The 22,876-nt window shown below is 71.7% G+C and carries 23 protein-coding genes and 1 pseudogene; 8 read left to right on the top strand and 16 right to left on the bottom strand.

The window, feature by feature from the left end; genetic code table 11:
- Positions 1 to 54 precede the first annotated feature (54 nt).
- The 3 genes from OG456_RS43865 to xylB form a co-directional block, all read right to left on the bottom strand.
- The gene (locus tag OG456_RS43865) at positions 55 to 1,221 is read right to left on the bottom strand and encodes a transposase (protein ID WP_266570681.1); all 1,167 of its coding nucleotides are present in this window, start codon (positions 1,219 to 1,221) and stop codon (positions 55 to 57) included.
- 305 nt (positions 1,222 to 1,526) lie between these two features.
- Positions 1,527 to 2,732: an ROK family transcriptional regulator gene (locus OG456_RS43860; RefSeq protein WP_266570680.1), complete on the bottom strand. Its 1,206-nt coding sequence runs from the start codon at positions 2,730 to 2,732 to the stop codon at positions 1,527 to 1,529.
- Between the two features lie 76 nt (positions 2,733 to 2,808).
- On the bottom strand, positions 2,809 to 4,248 hold the full coding sequence (gene xylB / locus OG456_RS43855; protein WP_266570679.1) for a xylulokinase: 1,440 nt from the start codon (positions 4,246 to 4,248) through the stop codon (positions 2,809 to 2,811).
- Between the two features lie 166 nt (positions 4,249 to 4,414).
- Between xylB and xylA the strand changes: the two genes are divergently transcribed.
- Positions 4,415 to 5,581: a xylose isomerase gene (gene xylA / locus OG456_RS43850; protein ID WP_266570677.1), complete on the top strand. Its 1,167-nt coding sequence runs from the start codon at positions 4,415 to 4,417 to the stop codon at positions 5,579 to 5,581.
- 154 nt (positions 5,582 to 5,735) lie between these two features.
- Here the strand turns inward: xylA and OG456_RS43845 are convergent, their stop codons facing one another.
- The 5 genes from OG456_RS43845 to OG456_RS43825 all read right to left on the bottom strand — a co-directional run bounded on the left by OG456_RS43845 (position 5,736) and on the right by OG456_RS43825 (position 11,321).
- Positions 5,736 to 7,130, bottom strand: coding sequence for an NADP-dependent succinic semialdehyde dehydrogenase (locus OG456_RS43845; RefSeq protein WP_266570676.1), 1,395 nt, complete (start codon positions 7,128 to 7,130; stop codon positions 5,736 to 5,738).
- 91 nt (positions 7,131 to 7,221) lie between these two features.
- Positions 7,222 to 7,686, bottom strand: coding sequence for an NUDIX domain-containing protein (locus OG456_RS43840; RefSeq protein ID WP_266570675.1), 465 nt, complete (start codon positions 7,684 to 7,686; stop codon positions 7,222 to 7,224).
- Positions 7,687 to 7,889: 203 nt separating this feature from the next.
- Positions 7,890 to 9,182, bottom strand: a complete 1,293-nt coding sequence (locus OG456_RS43835) for a cation:proton antiporter (RefSeq protein WP_266570674.1) — start codon at positions 9,180 to 9,182, stop codon at positions 7,890 to 7,892.
- 4 nt (positions 9,183 to 9,186) lie between these two features.
- On the bottom strand, positions 9,187 to 9,672 hold the full coding sequence (locus tag OG456_RS43830) for a cation:proton antiporter regulatory subunit (RefSeq protein ID WP_206301994.1): 486 nt from the start codon (positions 9,670 to 9,672) through the stop codon (positions 9,187 to 9,189).
- A 107-nt stretch (positions 9,673 to 9,779) separates the two neighbouring features.
- Positions 9,780 to 11,321: an ATP-dependent DNA ligase gene (locus OG456_RS43825; protein WP_266570673.1), complete on the bottom strand. Its 1,542-nt coding sequence runs from the start codon at positions 11,319 to 11,321 to the stop codon at positions 9,780 to 9,782.
- 198 nt (positions 11,322 to 11,519) lie between these two features.
- Between OG456_RS43825 and OG456_RS50950 the strand changes: the two genes are divergently transcribed.
- The 3 genes from OG456_RS50950 to OG456_RS43815 all read left to right on the top strand — a co-directional run bounded on the left by OG456_RS50950 (position 11,520) and on the right by OG456_RS43815 (position 13,618).
- The gene (locus OG456_RS50950) at positions 11,520 to 11,603 is read left to right on the top strand and encodes a putative leader peptide (RefSeq protein ID WP_351255852.1); all 84 of its coding nucleotides are present in this window, start codon (positions 11,520 to 11,522) and stop codon (positions 11,601 to 11,603) included.
- A 244-nt stretch (positions 11,604 to 11,847) separates the two neighbouring features.
- Positions 11,848 to 12,408, top strand: a complete 561-nt coding sequence (gene ssuE / locus OG456_RS43820; protein ID WP_266570672.1) for an NADPH-dependent FMN reductase — start codon at positions 11,848 to 11,850, stop codon at positions 12,406 to 12,408.
- Positions 12,409 to 12,472: 64 nt separating this feature from the next.
- A complete protein-coding gene (locus tag OG456_RS43815) occupies positions 12,473 to 13,618 on the top strand; it encodes an LLM class flavin-dependent oxidoreductase (protein ID WP_266570671.1) in 1,146 nt (381 codons plus the stop codon).
- Positions 13,619 to 13,639: 21 nt separating this feature from the next.
- Here the strand turns inward: OG456_RS43815 and OG456_RS43810 are convergent, their stop codons facing one another.
- Together OG456_RS43810 and OG456_RS43805 are read right to left on the bottom strand one after the other, a co-directional pair.
- A complete protein-coding gene (locus tag OG456_RS43810; RefSeq protein ID WP_266570670.1) occupies positions 13,640 to 15,163 on the bottom strand; it encodes an MFS transporter in 1,524 nt (507 codons plus the stop codon).
- Between the two features lie 174 nt (positions 15,164 to 15,337).
- Positions 15,338 to 15,829, bottom strand: coding sequence for a glutathione peroxidase (locus tag OG456_RS43805; RefSeq protein WP_266570669.1), 492 nt, complete (start codon positions 15,827 to 15,829; stop codon positions 15,338 to 15,340).
- Between the two features lie 117 nt (positions 15,830 to 15,946).
- Between OG456_RS43805 and OG456_RS43800 the strand changes: the two genes are divergently transcribed.
- Together OG456_RS43800 and OG456_RS43795 are read left to right on the top strand one after the other, a co-directional pair.
- The gene (locus tag OG456_RS43800) at positions 15,947 to 17,032 is read left to right on the top strand and encodes an S-(hydroxymethyl)mycothiol dehydrogenase (RefSeq protein ID WP_266570668.1); all 1,086 of its coding nucleotides are present in this window, start codon (positions 15,947 to 15,949) and stop codon (positions 17,030 to 17,032) included.
- Positions 17,032 to 17,664 carry an MBL fold metallo-hydrolase gene (locus tag OG456_RS43795; protein WP_266570667.1) on the top strand — a complete coding sequence of 211 codons (633 nt, stop codon included), beginning with the start codon at positions 17,032 to 17,034 and terminating at the stop codon, positions 17,662 to 17,664. Before OG456_RS43800 ends, OG456_RS43795 begins: the two co-directional genes overlap by 1 nt.
- A gap of 59 nt (positions 17,665 to 17,723) precedes the next feature.
- Here OG456_RS43795 and OG456_RS43790 read toward each other — a convergent pair whose 3' ends face one another.
- The 3 genes and pseudogenes from OG456_RS43790 to OG456_RS43780 form a co-directional block, all read right to left on the bottom strand.
- Positions 17,724 to 18,125 (bottom strand): ATP-binding protein, encoded by a 402-nt coding sequence (locus OG456_RS43790; RefSeq protein WP_266570666.1) that lies wholly within the window; start codon positions 18,123 to 18,125, stop codon positions 17,724 to 17,726.
- Positions 18,126 to 18,226: 101 nt separating this feature from the next.
- Positions 18,227 to 18,787: pseudogene (locus OG456_RS43785) on the bottom strand (VanZ family protein); the annotation flags it as partial.
- A 53-nt stretch (positions 18,788 to 18,840) separates the two neighbouring features.
- Positions 18,841 to 19,128 carry a hypothetical protein gene (locus OG456_RS43780; RefSeq protein ID WP_266570665.1) on the bottom strand — a complete coding sequence of 96 codons (288 nt, stop codon included), beginning with the start codon at positions 19,126 to 19,128 and terminating at the stop codon, positions 18,841 to 18,843.
- A 145-nt stretch (positions 19,129 to 19,273) separates the two neighbouring features.
- Between OG456_RS43780 and OG456_RS43775 the strand changes: the two genes are divergently transcribed.
- The gene (locus tag OG456_RS43775; RefSeq protein ID WP_266570664.1) at positions 19,274 to 19,969 is read left to right on the top strand and encodes a DUF2470 domain-containing protein; all 696 of its coding nucleotides are present in this window, start codon (positions 19,274 to 19,276) and stop codon (positions 19,967 to 19,969) included.
- Here OG456_RS43775 and OG456_RS43770 read toward each other — a convergent pair.
- Together OG456_RS43770 and OG456_RS43765 are read right to left on the bottom strand one after the other, a co-directional pair.
- Entirely contained in the window at positions 19,950 to 20,249 is a 300-nt protein-coding gene (locus OG456_RS43770) for a hypothetical protein (protein WP_266570663.1), read from the bottom strand. The genes OG456_RS43775 and OG456_RS43770 overlap by 20 nt on opposite strands.
- Positions 20,250 to 20,322: 73 nt before the next feature.
- On the bottom strand, positions 20,323 to 21,411 hold the full coding sequence (locus OG456_RS43765; RefSeq protein ID WP_266570662.1) for an acyltransferase family protein: 1,089 nt from the start codon (positions 21,409 to 21,411) through the stop codon (positions 20,323 to 20,325).
- A gap of 198 nt (positions 21,412 to 21,609) precedes the next feature.
- On the opposite strand from OG456_RS43765, the gene OG456_RS43760 reads away from it, so the two are divergent.
- Positions 21,610 to 22,077, top strand: a complete 468-nt coding sequence (locus OG456_RS43760) for an amidohydrolase family protein (protein WP_323136449.1) — start codon at positions 21,610 to 21,612, stop codon at positions 22,075 to 22,077.
- On the opposite strand, the gene OG456_RS43755 is transcribed toward OG456_RS43760, so the two are convergent.
- The gene (locus OG456_RS43755) at positions 22,062 to 22,853 is read right to left on the bottom strand and encodes an SDR family NAD(P)-dependent oxidoreductase (protein ID WP_266570661.1); all 792 of its coding nucleotides are present in this window, start codon (positions 22,851 to 22,853) and stop codon (positions 22,062 to 22,064) included. The genes OG456_RS43760 and OG456_RS43755 overlap by 16 nt on opposite strands.
- Between the last annotated feature and the right edge of the window lie 23 nt (positions 22,854 to 22,876).

Raw genomic sequence — 22,876 nt, 5'->3', positions numbered from 1 at the left:
CGACTGTCCCCTGCGACGGGATGGTCACGGGTCGCATCTCCCCTTCGGCTCCGGCTATGCCGGGGTGGCGGGGGCGGGCATGGTGACGAATGCCCACGCCGAGCGTGCGCGATCGCGCACGTTGACCCCGGCGACGGTGTCGGCGGGTCCAGCGAGAGCGCACCGACGACAACGGAAGTGGTCCCGGGTGGGCCGGTTGGCCTTCTCGGTATGGCCGCAGCGCGGGCAGCGCTGCGAGGTATAGGCCGGATCCACCTCGAGGAAAGCCACCCCGGCCTGTCGGGCTTTGTAGGCGAGGTGTCGGCCAAGCTGGTGGAAGGGCCAGGAGGAGAGCGTGCCGCGCTGGTCGCGTCGAAGCCGTACCCGGTCCCGGTCCCGGATCCCGTCGAGTTCCTCGACGGCGATACCGCGACCGGTGCGTTGCGCGACCGACACGATCTCCTTGCTGATGCGGTGGTTCAGGTGGGTGGCATGCCGCTGCTCTCTTGTCGATCGCCGCGCCAGGCGGCGGGTGGCCGAGCGCGTCTGCTTCTTCTGCAGCTCGGCCCGTTTGCGGGCGCACCAGTTCCGGTACCGGCGCAAGCCGCGGCCCTGGTAGTTGACGCCGTCGGAGGTCGTGGCGAGGTTGACGATCCCGCGGTCGACGCCGATCCAGTCAGCCGGCTCCATAACGTCGGGTTCGGGCAGGTCGCAGGTGGCGATCAGGAACCACTTCCCGCCGCGCTGCACAAGATCGGACTCGCCCTTGCGGTGCGCGTGTAGGACCTTCAGCTGACCGGCGGAGCCGGTGTAGCGCAGGGCCTTCATCCGGCCCCCGACCGTCCAGATCGACACGGTGCGTGCATCCTGCTGCCAGGACAGGCAGCGGTCGTCGAACGGCTGCGCCGCCCCGGGCCGGAAGCTGACCGGGCTGCTCATCGCGCTGCGGTAGCGCTTCGAGGTGGCCTTTCCGAGGAGTCCGGCCCTGGCCTGGGCGGTCAGCGTGGTGTAGGCGTCGACGACCTTATTCACCACCCGCACCGCGGGCTGCGCCGACAGTGCGAAGGTCGCCTTGATGTCTGCGTAGAGGAGTTTCTGCAGCCCGTTGCGGTCCTTCACACCCGTGTCGAACGCCACGGATGCGACGTGGGTGGCGGCCCGGTTACAGGCATGCAGGGTCGCTTCCAGAGCCGCCGCCTGCTCGGGCGTCGGCAGCAGCTTGACCTGCACCACCAGCTTCATGACATCCGACGCTAGAGCCAACACCCGCACACACAACCGGCTTTCGTATTCTTGTGCGCGATCTGGTGACGTCCTGGACGGGTGTTCGCCTTTCCGGCGCCGCAGAACCGATCGCGGGCGCTCCGCGCCCTTTGCGAAACGACGGGATACGGCGACGCTCCGCGTCGCGAGCACAGGAGTTGATTCCTCCCTGGCGTGAACGCCGGGGCCTCCTCGACAGAACCAGGTGAACAACCACACGTCAGAGGTCCGAACCTCTGGCACTTCCCGCGCCACGGCAGGGGTTCCCCGCGACCGCCGGCGTTCTACGCGGCCACCGCCACCGGATCGTCGAGCACTGCCCGCACCACCGAGTGCGCCGCCCCTAGCAGAGGGCCGTCGGACCCCAGGCGCGACACCGTCACCCCGGCGGCAGGCGTCGCTGTCCGGCGCGTCAACTCCCGCTCCAGCGCGGGCAGTAGCCACGGAGCGAGCCGTGAAAGTGCCCCGCCGAGCACGACCGCCCGAGGATCGAGGAGGTTCACCGCTCCGGTCAGCGCGATACCCAGGGCGGTCCCGGCCCCGCGCAGCGCCCGCCGTGCATCCGTGTCCCCTGCCGCGGCGCGCTCGGCGAGCAGGCCCACCCGGTCCTCGCCGGGTCCCAGGCCCGCCGCCCGCAGCACGGCCTCCTCGCCCGCGTACTGCTCCAGACAGCCGCGCCCTCCGCAGGGGCACGCCGGGCCCTCCGGGCGAACCGGAACGTGCCCCAACTCGCCCGCGAATCCACGAGTTCCGCGCAGCAGCTTGCCGTCGACGACGAGCGCGGCGCCGATGCCGATCTCGGCCGAGACGTGCAGGAAGTCGGCGGGGGTGTTCTCGCCGAGCCAGAGCTCGGCGAGGGCCCCGAAATTCGCCTCGTTGTCGACGCTCAGCGGCAGAACGGACGGTGCCTCGGCCGGCGTCGGCAGCAGCGCGGAGACGTCCGTGTCGTGCCAGTCCAGGTTGGGCGCCCGGACCACCGTGCGGGTGCCGCGCGCGACCAGGCCCGGCACTGCGACCGCGAGGCCCGCCGGGCGCAGCCCCTCCCGTTCGGCACGGGCCGTCACCTCCCGGACCAGCACGGACAGTTCTTTCAGGACGGGTCCGGGCGCGCGCCCGCGGTTGGCGACGCGGCGCACGGCACGCGCGCGTACCTCGCCGCTCAGATCGACCGCGCACGCCGCGAGATGGTCGACGCCCACCTCGGCCCCGATCCCGGCGGGGCCGCTGCGGCTGACCGCGAGCGCCGAGCCGGGACGTCCGACCCGCCCGGGCCGCTGCGGGCCGAGCTCCTCGATCAGACCCGACCGGATCAGTTCGTCGACGAGCGTGGACACCGCGGCCCTGGTCAGCCCGATGCGCTGGGCGACCGTGGCCCGTGACAACGGGCCGTCGGTGGCGACGGCGTGCATGACCCGCGAGAGGTTGCGCCGGCGCATGCCCTGCTGGGTGTCCGGCGTGCCGGGCCGGGGCTCGTGCAGTGGTGCGGTCATGCCTCCGGACGCTCCCATGGGGTCGGGCCGGCGCACGGGGCGGTCGGCCTTCCTGGATCCTCGGTCGGCCGGGTGGTCAGCGCGGGCCCCTGTCCAGGAGCGGGGCCGCGTCGGAGAGTACCCCGGAGATCCGCGCCAGCGCCGCCGCGTCCTGCTCCACGGGGTCCAGAACGGGTCCCTGTGCCGTGCCCCAGCGCCGTGCCACCGCCGCCGGATCCTCCCCGGTCAGGAGCCCGGCGGCCTGTGCCGCGGCGCCGAGCGCGACCAGCTCGCGGGCCTCGGGCACCTGCACGGCGCGACCCGAGAGCCGTCGTACGGTCTGCTGCCAGGCCGTTCCCCGGGCGCCGCCCCCGATGAGCAGCAGCGGCTCCGACAGGTCGGCGTCCGCGTCGAGGACGAGGTCGAGCGCGCCCAGGAGCGCGTGGACGGCGCCGTCGTAGGCGGCCTGCAGAAGCTGCCCCCCTGTGGTGTCGTGCCGCAGTCCGTGCAACAGTCCCGAGGCGTTCGGCAGATCGGGGGTGCGCTCGCCGTCCAGGTACGGCAGCAGCGTGATGTCGCCGCCGGGTTCCACGGCCTCGCGGTCCAGGCCGAGCAGCGCGGCGACCCGGTCGACGGCCAGCGTGCAGTTCAGCGTGCACGCGAGCGGCAGCCAGTCGCCGCGCGCGTCGGCGAAACCGGCGACGGTGCCGGTCGGGTCCGCGGGACGGTGCCGCGACACCGCGTACACCGTGCCGGACGTGCCGAGGCTGAGGACGGGGGTGCCGGGCCGGAGGCCGAGGCCGAGAGCGGCCGCCGCGTTGTCGCCCGTGCCGGCGGCCACCAACGTCCCCTTGGAGAAGGGCAGTTCACCCGAGCCGTGGACCGTACCGGCTACCTCCCCGGGGCGTACGACCCGGGGGAGCAGCGCCGGATCGAGGCCCACGCGCGCGAGGATGTCGGCGTCGTACGACTCCGTGGCCGATGCCCACCAGCCCGTGCCCGAGGCGTCGCCCCGGTCCGTCGTGCCGTCGCCGGTCAGCCGCTGCGTGAGGTAGTCGTGCGGCAGCCGTACCGCGGCCGTGGCGCGTACCGCGTCCGGTTCGTGCTCGGCCAGCCATGCCCACTTGGTGACGGTGAACGAGGCCCCGGGCACACTGCCCACCCGCTCGGCCCACGCCTTGGGGCCGCCCATCTCGTCGATGAGACGGCGGGCCTGGGGCGCCGAGCGCACATCGTTCCAGAGCAGCGCGGGACGTACCGGCCGGCCCGCGGCGTCCAGGGTGACCAGTCCGTGCTGCTGACCGCCGACCGACACCGCGGAGGCCCGGTGTGCCGCGTCACCGCACTGGCGCAGCGCCTCGCACAGGGCGGTCCACCACTGTTCGGGGTCGCTCTCGCGGCCCTGCCCCGCGCTCACGGTGTGCGGTGCCTGGCCACTGGCCACGACCGCGCCCGTGGCGGCGTCGACGACCAGGGCCTTCGTGGACTGTGTGGAGCTGTCCACCCCGACGACGAGTGGTCCATCGGCTGATGACATCCGGCTCTCCTGTTCCCGACAACACGATTCCGTGGCTGTCCGAAGTGCATGTGCGACAGAGCGTTCACCTAATGCTCTCCCCAGATGCCTCTTCCCAGCGACGTGTGTGCATACTAATTTGTAAAGTGCCATGACGAAATAGGCATGACTGGCGAGGAGCCGCGACATGACGTACCGACCTACCCCCGACGACAAGTTCAGCTTCGGCCTGTGGACGGTCGGCTGGCAGGGACGCGACCCGTTCGGCGACGCCACCCGCGCCGCCCTCGACCCGGCCGAGTCCGTGCGGCGCCTGGCAGACCTCGGCGCCTACGGGGTGACGTTCCACGACGACGACCTGATCCCCTTCGGGGCCTCGGACACCGAGCGCGAGTCCCACGTCAAGCGCTTCCGCCAGGCCCTCGACGCCACCGGCCTGATCGTCCCGATGGCCACCACGAACCTCTTCACGCACCCCGTCTTCAAGGACGGCGCGTTCACCGCGAACGACCGAGACGTACGCCGGTACGCCTTGCGCAAGACCATCCGCAACATCGATCTCGCCGTCGAACTCGGCGCGAAGACGTATGTCGCCTGGGGCGGCCGCGAGGGCGCCGAGTCGGGCGCGGCCAAGGACGTGCGCGCCGCCCTCGACCGGATGAAGGAGGCCTTCGACCTGCTCGGCGAGTACGTCGTTCAGCAGGGCTACGACCTGAAGTTCGCGATCGAGCCGAAGCCGAACGAGCCGCGCGGCGACATCCTCCTGCCCACCGTCGGCCACGCCCTCGCCTTCATCGAGCGCCTGGAGCGGCCCGAGATGTACGGCGTGAACCCGGAAGTGGGCCACGAGCAGATGGCGGGGCTCAACTTCGCGCACGGCATCGCCCAGGCACTGTGGGCGGGCAAGCTCTTCCACATCGACCTCAACGGCCAGACGGGCATCAAGTACGACCAGGACCTCCGCTTCGGCGCGGGCGACCTGCGCTCGGCGTTCTGGCTGGTCGACCTGCTGGAGACCGCCGGGTACGAGGGGCCGCGGCACTTCGACTTCAAGCCGCCGCGCACCGAGGACTACGACGGCGTGTGGGCGTCGGCCGAGGGCTGCATGCGCAACTACCTGATCCTGCGCGAGCGTGCGGCCGCGTTCCGGGCCGACCCGGAGGTTCAGGAGGCGCTGCGCGCCTCGCGACTCGACGAGCTGGCGCAGCCCACCGCCGCCGACGGCCTGTCGGGGCTGCTCGCCGACGAGTCCGCCTTCGAGGGCTTCGACGTGGAGGCGGCCGCCGCCCGCGGCATGGCCTTCGAGCGCCTCGACCAGCTGGCGATGGACCACCTCCTGGCGGCCCGGGGCTGACGGTCACGCGCGCGTGGCGCCCGACCGGCCCCACGCGCGCGTAGCGCCCGGTTCGGCCCCCGGCCACTCCCGTGCGGGGGCCGAACCATGACAGAACGCCCCACGGCTCATGGCAGAGGCCCGCACCCGACCTCAAGGGCGCGGCGCGGACGGTTCACGCCCCCACCCACACCGTGGTGATGTTGCAGAACTCGCGGATTCCGTGGGCGGAGAGTTCTCGGCCGTAGCCGGAGCGCTTGATGCCGCCGAAGGGGAAAGCCGGGTGGGAGGCGGTCATTCCGTTCACGTAGACGCCGCCCGCCTCGATGTCGCGGGCGAAGCGGTCGATCTCCGCGGCGTCGTGCGTCCATACGTTGGAACTCAGCCCGAACGGTGAGTCGTTGGCGAGGGTCACGGCCTCGTCCACGTCGCCGACGCGGTACAGCGTGGCGACCGGGCCGAAGGTCTCCTCGCGGTGGATGCGCATGTCCTTCGTGATGTCGGTGATCACCGTCGGCTCGTAGTACCAGCCGCTCTTGGCGTACGCCTCGGGGCGCTGTCCGCCACACAGCACCGTCGCGCCGCACTCCACGGCGTCGTCCACGAGTTCCTCCAGGTCGGTGCGGCCCTGCTCGCTGGCGAGCGGCCCGACGTCGGTGCTCTCGTCCATCGGGTCGCCGACCCGCAGGGCCCGCATCCCGGAGACGAACAGCTCGGCGAACTCGTCGTAGACGTCCGTGTGCACGATGAACCGCTTCGCCGCGATGCAGGACTGCCCGTTGTTCTGCGTCCGCGCCGTCACCGCGACCTTCGCCGCCTTCGCCACGTCGGCCGACGACAGCACGACGAACGGGTCACTGCCGCCCAGCTCCAGGACGGTCTTCTTGACCTCGTCGCCCGCGATCGAGGCGACGGAACGCCCCGCCGGCTCGCTACCGGTCAGCGTCGCCGCCACGACCCGCTCGTCCCGCAGTACGCCCTCGACCGCGCGGGAACCGATGAGCAGCGTCTGGAAGCAGCCGTCGGGGAACCCGGCCCTGCGGAACAGGTCCTGGAGGTAGAGCGCGGTCTGCGGCACGTTCGACGCGTGCTTGAGCAGTCCTACGTTGCCTGCCATCAGGGCGGGCGCGGCGAACCGTACGACCTGCCACAGGGGGAAGTTCCACGGCATCACGGCGAGGACGATGCCCAGCGGCCGGTAGCGCACATGTGCGCTGACCGCGCCGGAGTCCTCCACGTCCCGGGCCGAGGGGTGCTCGTCGGCGAGGAGCTCCTGGGCGTGCTCCGCGTACCAGCGCATCGCCTTCGCGCACTTCGCGGCCTCCGCGCGGGCCGCCACGACGGGCTTGCCCATCTCGGTGGTCATGACGCGCGCGATGTCGTCACGGTCCGCGTCGAGCAGGTCGGCCGCGGTCTGCAGCAGCCGGGCCCGTTCGAAGAACGTGGTGGTGCGGTACGTGCGGAACGTGCCGGCGGCGAGGAGGAGCCGGTGCTCGATCTCCTCGTCGGTCAGGGCGTCGTACGTCTTGAGCGTCTCGCCGTTCGCGGGGTTGACCGTCGCGATGGGCATGGGGGTGACCTCCTCTGCGCGGTGCTTCGACCTTCCCGCGTCACGTCGCGCCGCGCAACGCGGACGGGCCGAGTACCCCTTGGCGCGGGCGTCAGACGTGCTCGGCGAGCCGGTCGAGGAAGACGGCCTGCGCCCGCACGACGAGGGCGCGCCCCGCGTCGAGCCCGAGCCAGGCCGCGCGGTCCAGCTCGGGGAACTCGGCCATGCGTCCCGAGCCCTTCGGCCACTCCATCGTGAACGTGCCGGGCACGAAGCCGTCCAGGTCGAGGTCGCCCTCCACGGCCCACACGGTGACGTGCTTGCCGCCGGACTGCACGGTGTCGCCGAGCGGCACCGGCGTGCCGTCCGGCGGTGCGAGGCCCAGTTCCTCCCGGAACTCCCTGCGCGCCGCCGCCCACGGCTCCTCGTCGCCCTCGTACTCGCCTTTCGGCACGGTCCACGCCCCGGCGTCGCGCTGTGCCCAGAACGGGCCGCCCATGTGCCCGAGGAGCACCTCGGTACCGGCGGCCGAGCGCCGGAACAGGAGCAGGCCCGCGCTCTGCTTCTTGTACGCCATGGGACCAGTGTCGGCGCGCTCCATGTGAACGGCGCCCGCCGCGCGGCCCTCCGAGCAGTGCGAGGGGGCGCCGGTCGAGCGCGAAGGTCACGACGAGGCCGACCGCGAAGAACAGCGCCGGCCACCAGCACGCGGTCGAGTGGCCCTCCACGGCCCGTTCCGGGCGGCGACCTGGATGGTCCACGCCCGGGCGGGTGACCGGATCAGGACGAGGAGTTCGAGGCCCGCCCGGACGTGCCGTGCGCCTCCGTCTCGGGGCCGACCGGATCCTGCGCGTCCCGTGGCGCGGGCACGATCCCCGTACCGGCGGTGACCGCCGCGGCCGGTACGTCGCCGCGGTGCCGCCACCGCGAGACGCGCATCGCGACGGGCTCGGTGAAGCGCGCCGTCAGCGGTCCGACGATGACGAGGATCAGGACGTACGCGGTCGCCAGCGGGCCGAGCCTGGGCTCGATGCCGGCCGTGACCGCCAGGCCCGCGATGACGATGGAGAACTCGCCGCGCGCCACGAGCGCGCCGCCGGCGCGCCAGCGGCCCTTGACGGAGATCTTCGCCCGCCGCGCCGCCCAGTAGCCCGTCGCGATCTTCGTGCAGGCCGTGACGACCGCGAGAGCGAGCGCCGGAAGCAGGACGGGCGGGATGCTCGCCGGGTCGGTGTGCAGCCCGAAGAAGACGAAGAACACGGCGGCGAACAGATCGCGCAGCGGCAGCAGCAGCGAGTGAGCGCCCTCGGCGACCTCACCGGACAGGGCGATGCCGACCAGGAACGCGCCGACGGCCGCCGACACCTGGAGCTGCTGCGCGATCCCGGCGACCAGGATCGTCAGACCGAGCACCACCAGGAGCAGCTTCTCCGGGTCGTCGCTGGAGACGAACCGCGAGATGTGCCGCCCATAGCGCACGGCGAGGAACAGGACGAGGCCCGCCGCTCCGAGCGCGATGGCCAGCGTGACACCGCCCGCCGCCCAGCCGACCCCTGCGAGCAGAGCCGTGATGATCGGCAGATAGACGGCCATCGCCAGGTCCTCGAGGACCAGGATGCTGAGGATCACCGGGGTCTCCCGGTTGCCGACCCGGCCGAGGTCGCCGAGCACCTTGGCGATCACACCCGACGACGAGATCCAGGTGACACCGGCGAGGACGACGGCGGCCACCGGGCCCCAGCCCATGAGCAGCGCGGCCGCGGCGCCGGGCAGCGCGTTGAACGCGCAGTCGACGAGGCCCGCCGGGTACTGCGTCTTGAGGTTGCTGACGAGATCGCTGGCCGTGTACTCCAGGCCCAGCATCAGCAGCAGCAGGATGACGCCGATCTCGGCGCCGATGGCCACGAACTCCTCGCTCGCGCCGAGCGGGAGCAGCCCGCCTTCGCCGAACGCGAGCCCCGCGAGCAGATAGAGGGGGATGGGTGAGAACCGGAACCGCCCGGCGAATCTGCCCAGCAGGCCGAGCGCGAGGATGATCGCCCCGAACTCGATGAGGAACACCGCGGAGTGCATCCGATCACTCCCTTCCCAGTATCGTCGCCGCCGCTTCCACGCCCTCGCGGGTGCCGATGACGATCACGGTGTCCCCGCCGGCGAGCCGGAAGTCGGGGGTGGGTGACGGGATCGCCTCGGCGCGCCGCAGCACGGCCACGATCGAGGCGCCGGTCTCGGTCCGCAGCTGCGTCTCGCCGAGCACGCGCCCGTTCCAGTGCGAGGTCGCGCCGATCTCGATGCGCTCGGCGACCAGGCCCAGGTCGGTGGTGTGCAGCAGGTTCGGGCTGTGATGGGACGGCATCAGCGCGTCGATCAGCGCGGCCGCCTCACCGGACGTCAGCTTCAGCGACAGGTCGCAGGCGTCCGGGTCGTCGGTCCGGTAGGCGCTCAGGGTGCGCCCGCCGTCCCGGTGCGCGACCACCGACACCTGGCGTTGGTCGCGGGTGGTCAGGTCGTACCGGAAGCCGATCCCCGGCAGTGGCGTGCGGCTCAGGCGTGAAGCGGGCACAGCTCTCCCCTTGTCCGTGCTTGTCCTGGATGATGCGTGGCGCCTGCACGTACAGGGCGCCGGGTGTCACCCTATCGGCCCCAATATTTGGCAAAGAAACGGTCTTGTCACGGGGCCGGATGTGCGGCGAGCACCGTCTCGACCGTGTCGGCGTCCTCGGCCGTCTTGTCCTCGCGGTAGCGCACGACGCGCGCGAAGCGGAGCGTGACGCCGGCCGGGTAGCGGGTGGACTTCTGCAGACCGTCGTAGGCGATCTCCACGACCAACTCGGGCCGCACCGTGACGACGTGGCCGTCGTCACTCAGGGCCAGCCCCTGCAGCCGCTCCGTCTGCCAGGCGAGCAGCGCGTCCGTGAGCCCCTTGAACGTCTTGCCCAGCATCGCGAAGGAGCCGTCCGGCCTGCGGGCGCCGAGGTGCAGGTTCGACAGCTTGCCCGTGCGCCGGCCGTGCCCCCACTCGGCCGCGAGCACCACCAGGTCCAACGTGTGCACGGGCTTCACCTTCAGCCAGGACGCGCCGCGCCGCCCCGCGCTGTACGGGGCGTCGAGCGCCTTCACGACGACGCCTTCATGGCCGCGCCGCAGGGTGTCGGCGAAGAACGCGTCGGCGGCCGCGCGGGCTTCCGCGTCCGCCCCGTCCGGTACGACGACGTGGCGGACCCGCATCGCCTCCGGCACCAACAGCGCGAGGCGCTCGTGGCGCTCGGCGAACGGCAGATCGAGCAGCTCGTCCCCGCCCGCGTACAAGGCGTCGAAGAACACCGGCACCACGGGAACGGAACCGGCGGCCGTCGCCACGTCCACCCGCGAACCCACGCGGCTCGCGATCTCCTGGAAGGGGCGCGGCCGCCCGTCCCCGTCCAGCGCGATGACCTCCCCGTCGAGGATGAAACGGTCCCCGTCGAGCCCGGCCGCCGCGGCGGTGACCTCGGGCAGCCGGTCGGTGATGTCGTCGAGCGTGCGCGTGTAGACGCGTACGACGTCGCCGTCGCGGTGCACCTGTACGCGGATGCCGTCGAGCTTCTCCTCCGCCGCGCAGGCCCCGAGCTTGTCGACGGCCTCCCCGACCGAGGCCGCGCTGTGCGCCAGCATGGGGAACACCGGGCGTCCGACGGTCAGTCGGAATCGGCTCAGCGCGTGCGGACCCTCGGCCAGCAGTGCCTGCGCCACCACCTGGAGAGACCCGGTCAGCATCACCGCGCGCCGCACCTCCTCCGGCGGCGCGTCGGTCGCCTGCGCCAGCCCCTCCAGGGCCACCGCGTCGAGTGCCCCCTGCCGCACCTCACCGGTGAGCAGACCGAACAGGAACCGCTGTTCGTCCTCGGTCGCGCCGCCCATCAACTCCCCGACGAGGCGGGTCCGTTCGGCCTGCGACCCCGCGCCGGCGACATCACCGAGCGCGGTCAGCGCGGCGTCGACGTCCTGGACCGTCAGCCGGGGCTGCGTGGCAGGCTCCACCGGATCGCGCAGCACCCGCCACCCGACGCCGAGACGCCCCTGCGGGAGGCGTCCCGCCAGGTAAGGGATCACGATCGGGACGTCGTCCGGTTCCGCCGCCCGGAAGAGCTCGGCGAGCAGCGCGATCTTCCGCGACCGCGCCTTGGTGGCCGCGACCTCCTGGGACACCTGTGCGAGCCGGGAGAACAGCATGCAGCCATCCTGCACCGGGCCGCTGTGTGGCGCACGGGAGTACGGGCACCCGCCGATAAACCGCACTACCCGAGGGATTCTCGAAGGGGACTCGCCCTTCGTGGTTTATCCCGGCGCATGGGGAAGGCTGTTCCGCGATGCGAGACCGGCGCGGAGATTTCTTGACTGGCCCGACTCGCCCCTGCTTGGATCGGTGACATGAACACGAGACTGGACCTCACGCGGCGACGCCATGTCGACCTCGCGCGCGTCTCCAGCTCCTTCTGTTGTCGCGCCCTCTGACGGGTCTCCCGCGCCCCGGCCACCAGGCCGCCTCCGCCGCGACCGGCGCCGTCGAACCTCCACCGTGCCGGCCGATTTCCACACGGCTCCCCACCACACCGCACTGAACCGCACCGTGTATTCGGTACGCCTTCGGCATGCGTGAATTCGTGATTTCCGTATCCCTGCGTTTCCGCGTTCCCGCGTCCGCGCCTTTCACAGTTCCGCATTCCGCGTGCCGAATTCCAGCCCGAAGGGTCCCGTCATGGCCACCGTCCTCTCCATTTCCGGAAGTCCCTCCGCCACCTCCCGTACGGCGCGACTCCTGCGCCATCTCGACGCGCGGCTCGAAGCGCAGGGCCACGACGTCATAGCCCTCGACGTCCGCACCCTGCCCGCCGAGGCGCTCCTCGGCGCGGACTTCGCCCACCCCGCCATCGTCGAGGCGATCGAGCTCCTCGCCCGCGCCGACGGCGTCGTCGTCGCGACTCCCGTCTACAAGGCCGCGTACTCGGGTCTCCTCAAGGCGCTCCTCGACCTGCTGCCGCAGTACGGACTCGACGGCAAGACCGTGCTGCCGCTCGCCACCGGCGGCACCACCGCCCATGTCCTCGCCCTCGACTACGCGCTGCGGCCCGTCCTCAACTCCATGGGCGCCGACCACATCGTCCAGGGGTGGTTCACCCTCGACAAGGACATCACCGTCGCACCGGACGGCACGGTCAGCGTCGCGCCGGGTTCCGCCGAGGCGCTCAGCCGCGTCGTCGACCAGTTCTCCGGAGCACTCGCGCGGACCGCGCGGCCGCTGCTCGCCGCGGCGAGCTGACCCGCCAACTCCCGCTCCTTCACTACCTGTTGGCATCATCATCCTCCGCGATCGGAGTCCGCACGTGTCCCTCACCTTCCACTGGTTCCTGCCGACCAACGGCGACAGCCGCCACGTCGTCGGCGGCGGCCACGGCACACCCGTGACCGCGGCGGGCGGTGACCGGCCCCCGTCCATCGGCTATCTCACGCAGATCGCCCGCGCCGCCGAGGACCTCGGCTTCGTCGGCGCGCTGACCCCCACCGGAGCCTGGTGCGAGGACGCGTGGCTGACCACCGCCATGCTCAGCCAGCAGACCGAGCGTCTGAAGTTCCTCGTCGCGTTCCGGCCCGGCTTCGTCTCGCCCACGCTCGCCGCGCAGATGGCGTCCACGTACCAGCGCCAGACCGGCGGCAGGCTTCTCCTGAACGTCGTGACGGGCGGCGAGAGCCGTGAGCAGCGTGCCTACGGCGACTTCCTCGACAAGGACGCCCGGTACGCGCGCACCGGTGAATTCCTGGAGATCGTCAGGAGGTTGTGGGCGGGCGACACCGTCGACCTGGCGGGCGAACACCTCCAGGTGCAGGACGCCCGGCTCGCCCGGCTGCCCGACCCGGTCCCCGAGGTGTACTTCGGCGGCTCCTCGCCCGTCGCGGGCGAGATCGCGGCGCGGCACAGCGACGTCTACCTCACCTGGGGCGAGCCGCCCGCTCAGGTCGCCGAGAAGATCGCCCGGATCCGCGGCCTCGCCGAGAAGGAGGGCCGCACCGTCCGGTTCGGGATCAGGCTGCACGTCATCACGCGCGATACCTCGGAACAGGCCTGGGCGGAGGCCGACCGGCTCCTCCAGGGATTCGACCCGGCCACCGTCAGGTCCGTCCAGGAGGGGCTGGCGCGCAGCGAGTCCGAGGGCCAGCAGCGCATGCTCGCCCTGCACGGCGGAAGCTCAGGCAGCCTGGAGATCCACCCGAACCTGTGGGCCGGCATCGGCCTCGTACGCGGCGGCGCCGGCACCGCGCTCGTCGGCAGCCACGACGAGGTCGCCGACCGCGTCGAGGAGTACCACCGCATCGGCATCGACGAGTTCGTGCTCTCCGGATATCCGCATCTGGAGGAGGCGTACTGGTTCGGGGAGGGCGTCCTGCCGCGGTTGCACGCGCGCGGGCTGTGGGCTCACCCGCACCGGGGTGCGGCAGCGCTGACGGCGCCCCAGGTCCCGTTCGGCGGCTGAGCCGGTCCGCACGCCCCGCCGCTACGGCACCTTCCGCTGGTCCCCCTCGTGCGTCCCGGGTTCCAAAGCCGGTGCCGCCACGCCGAGATGCGAGCGGCACTGCGGCTTCGGCGCCTCCTCCAGTCGCGGGCGGACCGCCGCCGGACGGATGAACACGAGGGCCGTCGCCGAACCCAGTGCGAACAGCAGGGCGCAGCCCAGGGCGGCCCGGTGGAATGACGTGTTCACGGAATCCGGCTGCGTGTACGCGTCCCCGGACAGCCCGACCGCCAGCGGCAGCGCCGCCACCACGAGGAGCTGCGCGATACGGGCCGCCGTGTTGTTGACGCCGCTGGCGAGCCCGGCGCGGCCCGGCTCGACCGACGCCAGGACCGTGGCCGTCAGGGGCGCGACGAACACGCTCATGCCCAGGCCGAGGATCGCCACCGCGGGCAGGATATCGGCCACGTACGACGAGCCGGGCTCGATCCGCAGCATCAGGAGCAGGCCCACCGCCGCGATCAGGGGCCCGGCGACCAGGGGCGGCGTCGGCCCGACACGGCGCGCGAGATCGCCGGCACGGGGGGAGAGGAGCAGCATCAGGACGGTGATCGGCAGCGTCGCGACACCCGCTTGCAGCGCGCTGTAGCCGAGCGCGATCTGGAGCTGTACAGGCAGCAGGAACAGGATGCCGCCGATCGCCGCGTACAGGCACAGCGTCATCGCGTTGGCCGCGCTGAACAGCCGCGAGCGGAACAGTGAGGGCGGCAGCATCGGGTTTGCGCGCCGGCGCTCCACGGCGACGAAGGTGACGCCGGCGGCGACACCGAGCACAGCGGGCAGCGCCGTCGACACGGCGGACGCGCCGCCGGACGACCCGATGAGCGCGTAACTGACGCCCACCAGGCACAGGGCGGCGAGCGTGGCCCCCGCCATGTCGAAGCGGGTCCCGGCGACCCCGGCCTCACGACTCTCCGGCACGTGCCGCACCGCGATCAGCAGCACGACCACGGCCAGCGGCACATTGATCAGGAAGATCCACCGCCATCCGGGGCCGTCGATCAGATAACCGCCGAGGAACGGTCCCAGCGCACCCGCCACACCCGTGAGCCCCGACCAGGCGCCCACGGCCCGCGACTGGTCCCCGGGGCAGAACGAGGACCGTACGAGGGCCAGTGACCCCGGTGTCAGGAGCGCACCGCCGACACCCTGCAGCGCGCGGGCCGCGATGAGGACCCCCTGGTCGGGGGCTAGCCCGCACAGCGCCGACGCGACCGCGAACCAGCCCACGCCGAGCACCAGTGTGCGCCGCCGCCCGATCCGGTCGCCGAGCGCGCCGCCCCACAGGAGCAGGGCGGACAGCGTCAGCATGTAGGCGTTCACGACCCACTGGAGGCTCGACAGGGAGGCGTCGAGGTCGCGCCCGATCGTCGGCAGGGCGACGTTCACCACCGTGCCGTCGAGCATCGCCATCCCGGAAGCCAGGACGACACAGGCGAGGATCCAGCGGCCTCTGGCGGAGGAAAGCCGGATTCCGGGAGTGGATTCGACGGGTGCGGACGTCATCGCAGCCATTGTCGTGGAAACGGCGGAGCGCCGCGAGACCGCGCCGCGGAGGAGGGGTTTGCGCCGGCCGCCTTCGGCCCCGACCCGCTCCGTCGCGGGCCCCGCGCCGACTGCTCGGTGCGCGGCTCGCAGGAGACGAGCGGGGCGAAACGCAGCCCCGCCCGCGCCGGATACCTACTGCGGAAGGTTGGCCTCGATCGCGGCGATCACCTCGGGAGCGTCCGGGACCACCTGCGGCGAGAAGCGGGCGACGACCTCACCCTTGGGGGAGAGCACGAACTTCTCGAAGTTCCAGCGGATGTCCCCGTCGTGGCCCTCCGCGTCCGCCGTGGTGACCAGACGCTCGTACAGCGGGTGGCGCCCCTCGCCGTTCACCTCGACCTTCTCGGTCATCGGGAACGTCACCCCGTACGTCGCCGAGCAGAACTCGGCGATCTCCTCGGCGCTGCCGGGCTCCTGGCCCATGAACTGGTTGCAGGGGACCCCGAGCACGCTGAAGCCGCGGCCCACGTACTCGGCGTGGAGCTGCTCCAGGGCCGCGTACTGCGGGGTGAGACCGCACTTCGAGGCCACATTGACGATGAGGACGGCCTTGCCCTCGTACTGGGGGAGGTCGGCGGGGCCGCCCTGGAGGGCGGCGATCTCGACGTTCTCGTAGACAGACATGCTTCGGATGCTAGCGACCCGTGCGGCCGCTCTCCTCGTCACCCCGGCCCGGAACCGGCGGCCCATCTGTGAAGATGGCGAAGAACGAACGAGCGAGCGAGTGGAGGGCTGATCGTCATGGCGCAGCAGGTTCGAGGCGTGATCGCGCGGGCCAAGGGTGAGCCGGTGCGGATCGAGACGATCGTCGTGCCGGATCCCGGGCCCGGTGAGGCCGTGGTCAAGGTCCAGGCGTGCGGGGTCTGTCATACCGACCTGCACTACCGGGAGGGCGGGATCAACGACGAGTTCCCGTTCCTGCTCGGTCATGAGGCGGCCGGTGTCGTCGAGGCGGTCGGAGACGGTGTCACCGAGGTGGCGCCGGGCGACTTCGTGATCCTCAACTGGCGTGCCGTGTGCGGCCAGTGCCGTGCCTGCCTGCGCGGGCGCCCCCAGTACTGCTTCGACACGCACAACGCGAAGCAGAAGATGACGCTCCTCGACGGCACGGAGCTCTCGCCCGCGCTCGGCATCGGCGCGTTCGCCGAGAAGACGCTCGTCGCCGCCGGCCAGTGCACCAAGGTCGACCCGGAGGCGTCGCCCGCCGCCGCGGGTCTGCTCGGCTGCGGCGTCATGGCCGGCCTCGGCGCCGCCATCAACACCGGCAACGTGGGCCGCGGCGACTCCGTCGCCGTCATCGGCTGCGGAGGTGTCGGCGCGGCGGCCGTGACCGGCGCCCACCTGGCCGGCGCCGGGAAGATCATCGCCATCGACATCGACGACAAGAAGCTGGCGACGGCGAAGAAGCTCGGCGCCACGCACACCGTCAACTCCCGTTCCACCGATCCGGTCGAGGCCGTACGCGAGCTGACCGGCGGGTTCGGCGCCGACGTCGTCATCGAGGCGGTCGGCCGCCCGGAGACCTACAAGCAGGCCTTCTACGCCCGCGACCTCGCCGGGACCGTCGTCCTCGTCGGCGTCCCCACGCCCGAGATGCAGCTCGAACTGCCCCTGCTGGACGTGTTCGGACGCGGCGGCGCGCTCAAGTCGTCCTGGTACGGCGACTGTCTGCCCTCGCGCGACTTCCCGATGCTGATCGACCTCTACCGGCAGGGCCGGCTCGACCTCGACACGTTCGTGACCGAGACGATCGCCCTGGAGGACGTGGAGAAGGCGTTCGAGCGGATGCACCACGGCGACGTGCTGCGCTCGGTGGTGATCTTCTGATGGCGGGCGCGCGCATCGAACACCTCGTCACGTCCGGCACGTTCTCCCTAGACGGGGGCACCTGGGACGTCGACAACAACGTATGGATCGTCGGGGACGACAGCGAGGTCGTCGTCATCGACGCGGCGCACGACGCCGACGCGATCGCCGAGGCCGTGGGCGACCGGCGGCTCGTCGCCATCGTGTGCACCCACGCCCACGACGACCACATCGACGCGGCACCCGCACTCGCCGAGCGCACCGGGGCGCCGATCCTTCTGCACCCCGCGGACACGGAGCTGTGGAAGCAGAAGCACCCGGACCGCTCACCTGACGGAGACCTCGCCGACGGGCAGCAACTGACCGTGGCGGGCGTGGAGTTGACTGTGCTCCACACGCCGGGGCACTGCCACGGCGCGGTCAGCCTGTACGCGCCGGACCTCGGTGCCGTCTTCACCGGCGACACCCTGTTCGCGGGTGGCCCCGGGGCGACGGGCCGGTCGTTCAGCGACTTCCCGACCATCGTCGAGTCGATCAGGGAGCGGCTCCTCACGCTGCCGCCGGAGACCGTCGCACGGACCGGGCACGGCGACAGCACGACCATCGGGGCCGAGGCGCCTCACCTGGAGGAGTGGATGGCCAGGGGGCACTGAGCCGGGCGATCCGGGCCGGGCGGCAGACGGAGTGCTGCCGCCCGGGTGCTCCCCGGCCGTCAGGGGTGGGCGAGTACGGCGCGTACCGTCTTTCCGCCGTAGGGGTCGCTCACCACACTCATACGACGCGACAGCGCGCCGACGAGCGAGATGCCGCGGCCCGACTCCGCGGACAGCGAAGCCGGCTTGAGGCGCGGGTGGTGCGGGCTGTCGTCGTGGACCGAGACGGTCAGCTCGTCCGCGTCCAGGCACAGACTCATGCGGCAGTGACTGCCCTTGATCCGGGCCGCGTTGGCGACCAGCTCCGACACGACGAGCACCGCGTCGTGCGCGCCGCCCGCGCTCCGTCCCGCGAGAAAGTCATGGGTGAGGTGCCGGGCCCAGCGGGCCGAGCCCGAGCCCTGCGGCAAGAGGTACTCCACGCGCGCGGGCCGCCGAACGGCGCGCTTGAGCGCACGCATGACGATCACTTCCTTCCGTCGCCTGTGGCGCCGGGTGTTCCCCGGTACCGAGCCCCATTCCCCGGCAGCCTGATCGCCAAGCGGTTACGGCCCGACGGCCGTGCGAGGGCGTGGTAGCTGTGTCCGATGCGGCGCCCGAGCAAGAAGTAGGCGATCAGGGCGCCCGTCGTGTTCAGGATCACGTCGTCCACGTCGAAGGCCCGCCCCTCGACGATCGCGCCCTGCGCCAGCTCCACGAGCACCATGACGAGGACCGTCACGGCCAGCACCCGCATCATGCGGCCCCTGCGCGCCACAAGCACCGGAAGCAGCAGCCCGAAGGGCGCGCCGAGCAGCAGATTCCCGCCGATCTGCTTGCACGCGCCGAGGAACGTGTACGACTCGGCGTACTGACGCAGGGAATGTCCCGGCCGCATGTTGGACCCCGCGACGTCCGCCGACGCCGGGGACGGCGTCAGGGTCAGCCGGGCGAGGACCGCGGAGAACGCCACGAGGGCCACGAACGCGAAGCCGACAATGAGCGCCCGGACGACGATCCGCCCCCACGGCAACGGCTTACGGGTCGCAGGCTTCCGTGCCACCGGCTTCCGTGGCGCCCGCTTCCGTGCCGCGCCCTTACGTTCGTGGCCCTTCCGCCGACGTGCCGCAGTCTTTGGGGTCATGGGGGCCGGTTGCCCCGGTGAGCCCCGGCCATTCCGGCTCGGGCCCCTTCGCGTCAGGTCTTCGTCTCCCGCGGATGCGCCAGGGAGTCGAGGAATCGTTGCAACGCGGGAGGTCCTTCGCCGCAGCGGCCGCGCTCGACGTGCGGTATCGACAGCTTTCCCAGGAGGCGCAGGTCCTGCGCCTCCAGGTCCCGCGCCAAGTGCTGTCGTTCCAGGGCGCGTTCGGCGGCCGTCTGACGTACGTACTCGACCACCGTCACGCCCAGGTGGTCCGCGTGCGAGCGGACCGTGTCGTACTCGTCCGGCGTGAAGAGGTCCCGCAGAAGGGCAGTTCCGTCCATGGCGGCATGATGCCGCTCCCGGCCGACGCGCGTGGGCGTATGGCATATTCACCGCCCGATCGCGTGGCGCTCGCCGCCCTCACGCGTACTGGCCCCCTCTGCGAACCTCGGATAAGTTAGGCAAGGCTTACCTGAGGAGGTTCGGATGGGTGTCCGACAGATCAGTACCGCCGCTCCCACCGCGGCGGCACGCGCGCGATCAATTCTGGCCACCGCCTGGTCGTGCGAAGTGGCGACGGACATCGGGCGGGAGTACCTCGTCGGATCCCATCGCGTCACCGACGAGGGCGAGGTACGGATCCAGCCCCCGGCCGACAGCCTTCTGTCCGCCGCCATGCTCTGCGCGCCCCGCGGCGAACCGACCGCGCTCATCGAGTTCGCGGACGCCGCGCCGGTGCCCGTCAGGGACCGGATCCGCGCGCGCCTGTGGCTGTCCGGGGCACTCGAGCCCGACGGCGAACAGTTCGTGCTGAGGCCGATCCGCGCCGTACTCCAGACACGAACCGGCCGCATGGGCATCGAACTCGACGAACTCGCCGAGACCGCACCCGATCCCCTCACCGCGGCCGAACCCCGTCTGCTCACCCATCTCGCCGACTGCCACCCCGAAGCCGTCGAACAACTCACCCGGCTCGTCGACGTGGACAGCCTCCACGGCGTCGTGCGGGTCCAGCCCCTGGCCGTCGACCGGCACGGGCTCACCCTCCGGCTCGAACGCGTCCGCGGCCAGGCCGACGTACGCCTCCCGTTCCACACACCCGCCGATGACCTGGGACAGCTGAACGAGCGCATGCACGCCCTGCTTTCCTCGGCGCAGGCGATCAGCCGCCGTCGCAGGTGAGGTCCGCGGCGCGCATGAAACCGAGCGGCGCGCCGTTGTCCGTGCGCGAGACCTGCCACAGCTCGTCCGCGCCCTGCCGCGTGCCGTTGACCGGGACACCCGGGTCCAGATGGCCGACGATGTCCGTCCACGGGTTGTTGCCCGCGTAGATCGGGGCGTCCTCGTGCGTGGCGAAACACGTCCCGCCCGCGTGCGCCGTCCCGCCGAGCGCGGGCACGGAGGCGAGGAGCAGCGCGGCGGGCAGCAGGAGCCGGGAGCGGAGCAAACGGGTGCGGATCACGGAAGTGCCCTTCTGAAGGTCCGGGGGGAGGCCCGGGGTGGGTCCCGCTTTAGGCCCCACGAACGGGCACAGGCTAGGGGCGCAGGACCCGCTCGCCGGGGACGCCGGACCCCGGCGGTTCGGCCTCCCGAACCGGTTCCGCACGCCGGAACGCCCACGGCACGCGCGGCTCCACGGCGAACCGGAAGACCCGCCGCACAGGAGACGTGCACAGAACGGTGATGACGCCGACCGCCGCGGCCGTCACCGCCAGTTCACCCGCCGGAGTGTGCAGCCACGGGTGGTCGTACCAGCCCCAGAAACGCGACGACTTGATGAGGAAGCCGTGCAGCAGGTACGCGTACAGCGTCCCCGTGCCCAGCGTCGTGAACAGTGTCGTCCGTCCCGGCACCCAGGCCAGGAAGCAGGCGCTGAGGACGACGGCGAGGGCGAACAGGCCCGGTGTCGTGACCAGTCCCGCCCAGGCGGGGGCGCCGAGGCCGGTGACGCTGCCCCGGTGGTAGAACCAGCCCGCGTCGAACCAGGGAGCCACCGCGTACGCGGTGATCAGCGCCCCGGCCGCCACGGGCAGCGCCCACAGCCGGGCCCGCCGCGTGCGCAGCCGCTCGAAGTGCTCGGGCCGCAGCGTCAGTCCGAGGACGAAGAACGGCAGGAAACCCACCACCCGTTGGAGCGCCAGGTCACCGCCCGCGTCCGGCGTCATCGACACGAGCACGGCCAGCGCCAGGGCGACCGGCACGGGGTGTCGTAGTTGCAGCCAGAGGGGAGTGGTGAGCCGCCAGATGAACAACGCGACCAGGAACCACATCAGATACCAGGGGTCGAGCAGGCTGATCGGATACCCCGGATCGTCCTGCGCCCACCGGTAGAACAGCGTGTACGCGATCTCGAACAGCACGTACGGCACCACGACCCCGCCGACGAGACGGCGCAGCCGGCCCGGCGCCATGTCGAAACTCCGCGAGAAATAGCCGGATATGAGGGCGAACGCCGGCATGTGGAAGGCGTACACACCGAGATACACGGCCGTCACCGTGCGGCTCCCGTACGTCAGCGGCTCCCACGCGTGCCCACACGCCACGAGCACCATCGTCAGGTATTTCGCGTTGTCGAAGTACGAGTCCCGTGCTCCCTGGGTGCCCGGTCCGTGCCGCCTGTCCATCGTTCCCCTTGAGCTCCTCGCGGTGCATGACCCTGGGTGCCCTGCCCGATAGGGCCCGTTTCATGACACACTCCCGGGTGCCCTTTTTCCGACCCTTCGGAAGGTCGGGATGAGCAGCAGGAAGCTGATCACGCACGGCACGGCCGGGATCGAGGCCGCGGTGAGGCAGGCGTCGACACGCTCGAACGCCGCACCTGGATGACCGAGGAGGGCAACGATCTGCGCGCCGACGTGCTCGACGCCATCGTGGAGCGCGGGATCCGCGTATGCCCGACCGTCAGTCCGCACTGGCGGACGCTCCCCACGGTCTTCGGGGCCGAACGCGCCGAGAGGCTGTTCGGCCAGGTGCGGACCATGACGGAACGCGGCGTTCGGTTCATCGCCGGTACCGACGTGGGAGTTCAGCGCGCCGGGTTCGACGGCCCGCGCCAGAGCCTGACGTTCTTCGAGCGCATCGGGATGCCGGCGCCGCGCGTCCTCGACATGGCCACCACGGAGGCCGCCGACGCGCTGGGCGCCGGCGGCCGCGCGGGACTCCTCGCCCCGGGGCGTCCGGCCGACCTGATCGCCGTGTCCGGCGACCCGCGCGCCGGCCTCGAGGCCCTCACGGACCTGCGGTTCGACATGAGCCGGGGAGAGCTGATCCCGCCTCAGCGCGCGGTGTAGGCACCGTCCACGAGGTGGTAGCTGCCGTGCACGAAGGAGGCGCGGTCGGAGAGCAGGAACGCGATCAGTTCGGCGACCTCCTCGGCGTGACCGAGCCGGCCCGCCGGGTGCAGCGCCGTTAGCGCGTCGTACGCGTCCTGGTCCATCTGCGGCAGCAGCGGGGTGTCGATGAAGCCGGGGCCGACCGCGTTCACGCGGATGCCCTTCGCCGCGTACTCGGTGGCCGCGGTCTTCGTCAGGCCGACGACGCCGTGCTTCGCGGCGACGTAGGCGGGGGAGCCGGCGAAGCCGACCGAGCCGAGGATCGACGCGACGTTCACGATGGCGCCGCCCTTGCCGGACGCCTCGATGGCGGGCAGCTCATGGCGCATCGAGTAGAAGACGCCGTCGAGGTTCGTGCGGACGACGCGGTTCCAGACATCGATGTCGTACTCGCCGGTGGGGGCGCTCTCGCCGCCGATCCCGGCGTTGTTGACGGCCAGGTCGAGGCCGCCGAACGCGTCGACGGAGAACTTCACCGCGGCCTCGACCGACTCCGGCTTCGTGACATTCATGGCGACGGCCGCGGCGGTGATGCCCTCGGCCTTCAGCTCGGCGGCGGCCTTCTCGGCGCCGTCGGCGTTGTAGTCGGCGATCACGACGTTCGCGCCGCCACGGCCCAGGCGGCGGGCGGTGGCGAGGCCGATACCGGTGGCGGAGCCGGTGACAAGGGCGGTCCTGCCGGCGAACTCGTTCGCGTAGTCGCCGACGGGTGCCGGGGTGTTCGTGGTGCTCATGGTGATGTTCACCGGATTCCTCC

It is taken from the genome of Streptomyces sp. NBC_01446 (assembly GCF_026340095.1).
Taxonomy (GTDB): Bacteria; Actinomycetota; Actinomycetes; order Streptomycetales; family Streptomycetaceae; genus Streptomyces; species Streptomyces aureus.
Note: the sequence above shows the minus strand (reverse complement) of the source record. Positions and strands in the feature narration are given on the sequence as shown.

Excerpts from the sequence above, each read along its gene's own strand:
- OG456_RS43865 (WP_266570681.1), bottom strand. The coding sequence starts at position 1,221 with ATGAAGCTGGTGGTGCAGGTCAAGCTGCTGCCGACGCCCGAGCAGGCG.
- OG456_RS43860 (WP_266570680.1), bottom strand. The coding sequence starts at position 2,732 with ATGACCGCACCACTGCACGAGCCCCGGCCCGGCACGCCGGACACCCAG.
- xylB (WP_266570679.1), bottom strand. The coding sequence starts at position 4,248 with ATGTCATCAGCCGATGGACCACTCGTCGTCGGGGTGGACAGCTCCACA.
- xylA (WP_266570677.1), top strand. The coding sequence starts at position 4,415 with ATGACGTACCGACCTACCCCCGACGACAAGTTCAGCTTCGGCCTGTGG.
- OG456_RS43845 (WP_266570676.1), bottom strand. The coding sequence starts at position 7,130 with ATGCCCATCGCGACGGTCAACCCCGCGAACGGCGAGACGCTCAAGACG.
- OG456_RS43840 (WP_266570675.1), bottom strand. The coding sequence starts at position 7,686 with ATGGCGTACAAGAAGCAGAGCGCGGGCCTGCTCCTGTTCCGGCGCTCG.
- OG456_RS43835 (WP_266570674.1), bottom strand. The coding sequence starts at position 9,182 with ATGCACTCCGCGGTGTTCCTCATCGAGTTCGGGGCGATCATCCTCGCG.
- OG456_RS43825 (WP_266570673.1), bottom strand. The coding sequence starts at position 11,321 with ATGCTGTTCTCCCGGCTCGCACAGGTGTCCCAGGAGGTCGCGGCCACC.
- OG456_RS50950 (WP_351255852.1), top strand. The coding sequence starts at position 11,520 with ATGAACACGAGACTGGACCTCACGCGGCGACGCCATGTCGACCTCGCG.
- ssuE (WP_266570672.1), top strand. The coding sequence starts at position 11,848 with ATGGCCACCGTCCTCTCCATTTCCGGAAGTCCCTCCGCCACCTCCCGT.
- OG456_RS43810 (WP_266570670.1), bottom strand. The coding sequence starts at position 15,163 with ATGACGTCCGCACCCGTCGAATCCACTCCCGGAATCCGGCTTTCCTCC.
- OG456_RS43805 (WP_266570669.1), bottom strand. The coding sequence starts at position 15,829 with ATGTCTGTCTACGAGAACGTCGAGATCGCCGCCCTCCAGGGCGGCCCC.
- OG456_RS43800 (WP_266570668.1), top strand. The coding sequence starts at position 15,947 with ATGGCGCAGCAGGTTCGAGGCGTGATCGCGCGGGCCAAGGGTGAGCCG.
- OG456_RS43795 (WP_266570667.1), top strand. The coding sequence starts at position 17,032 with ATGGCGGGCGCGCGCATCGAACACCTCGTCACGTCCGGCACGTTCTCC.
- OG456_RS43790 (WP_266570666.1), bottom strand. The coding sequence starts at position 18,125 with ATGCGTGCGCTCAAGCGCGCCGTTCGGCGGCCCGCGCGCGTGGAGTAC.
- OG456_RS43780 (WP_266570665.1), bottom strand. The coding sequence starts at position 19,128 with ATGGACGGAACTGCCCTTCTGCGGGACCTCTTCACGCCGGACGAGTAC.
- OG456_RS43775 (WP_266570664.1), top strand. The coding sequence starts at position 19,274 with ATGGGTGTCCGACAGATCAGTACCGCCGCTCCCACCGCGGCGGCACGC.
- OG456_RS43765 (WP_266570662.1), bottom strand. The coding sequence starts at position 21,411 with ATGGACAGGCGGCACGGACCGGGCACCCAGGGAGCACGGGACTCGTAC.
- OG456_RS43760 (WP_323136449.1), top strand. The coding sequence starts at position 21,610 with ATGACCGAGGAGGGCAACGATCTGCGCGCCGACGTGCTCGACGCCATC.
- OG456_RS43755 (WP_266570661.1), bottom strand. The coding sequence starts at position 22,853 with ATGAGCACCACGAACACCCCGGCACCCGTCGGCGACTACGCGAACGAG.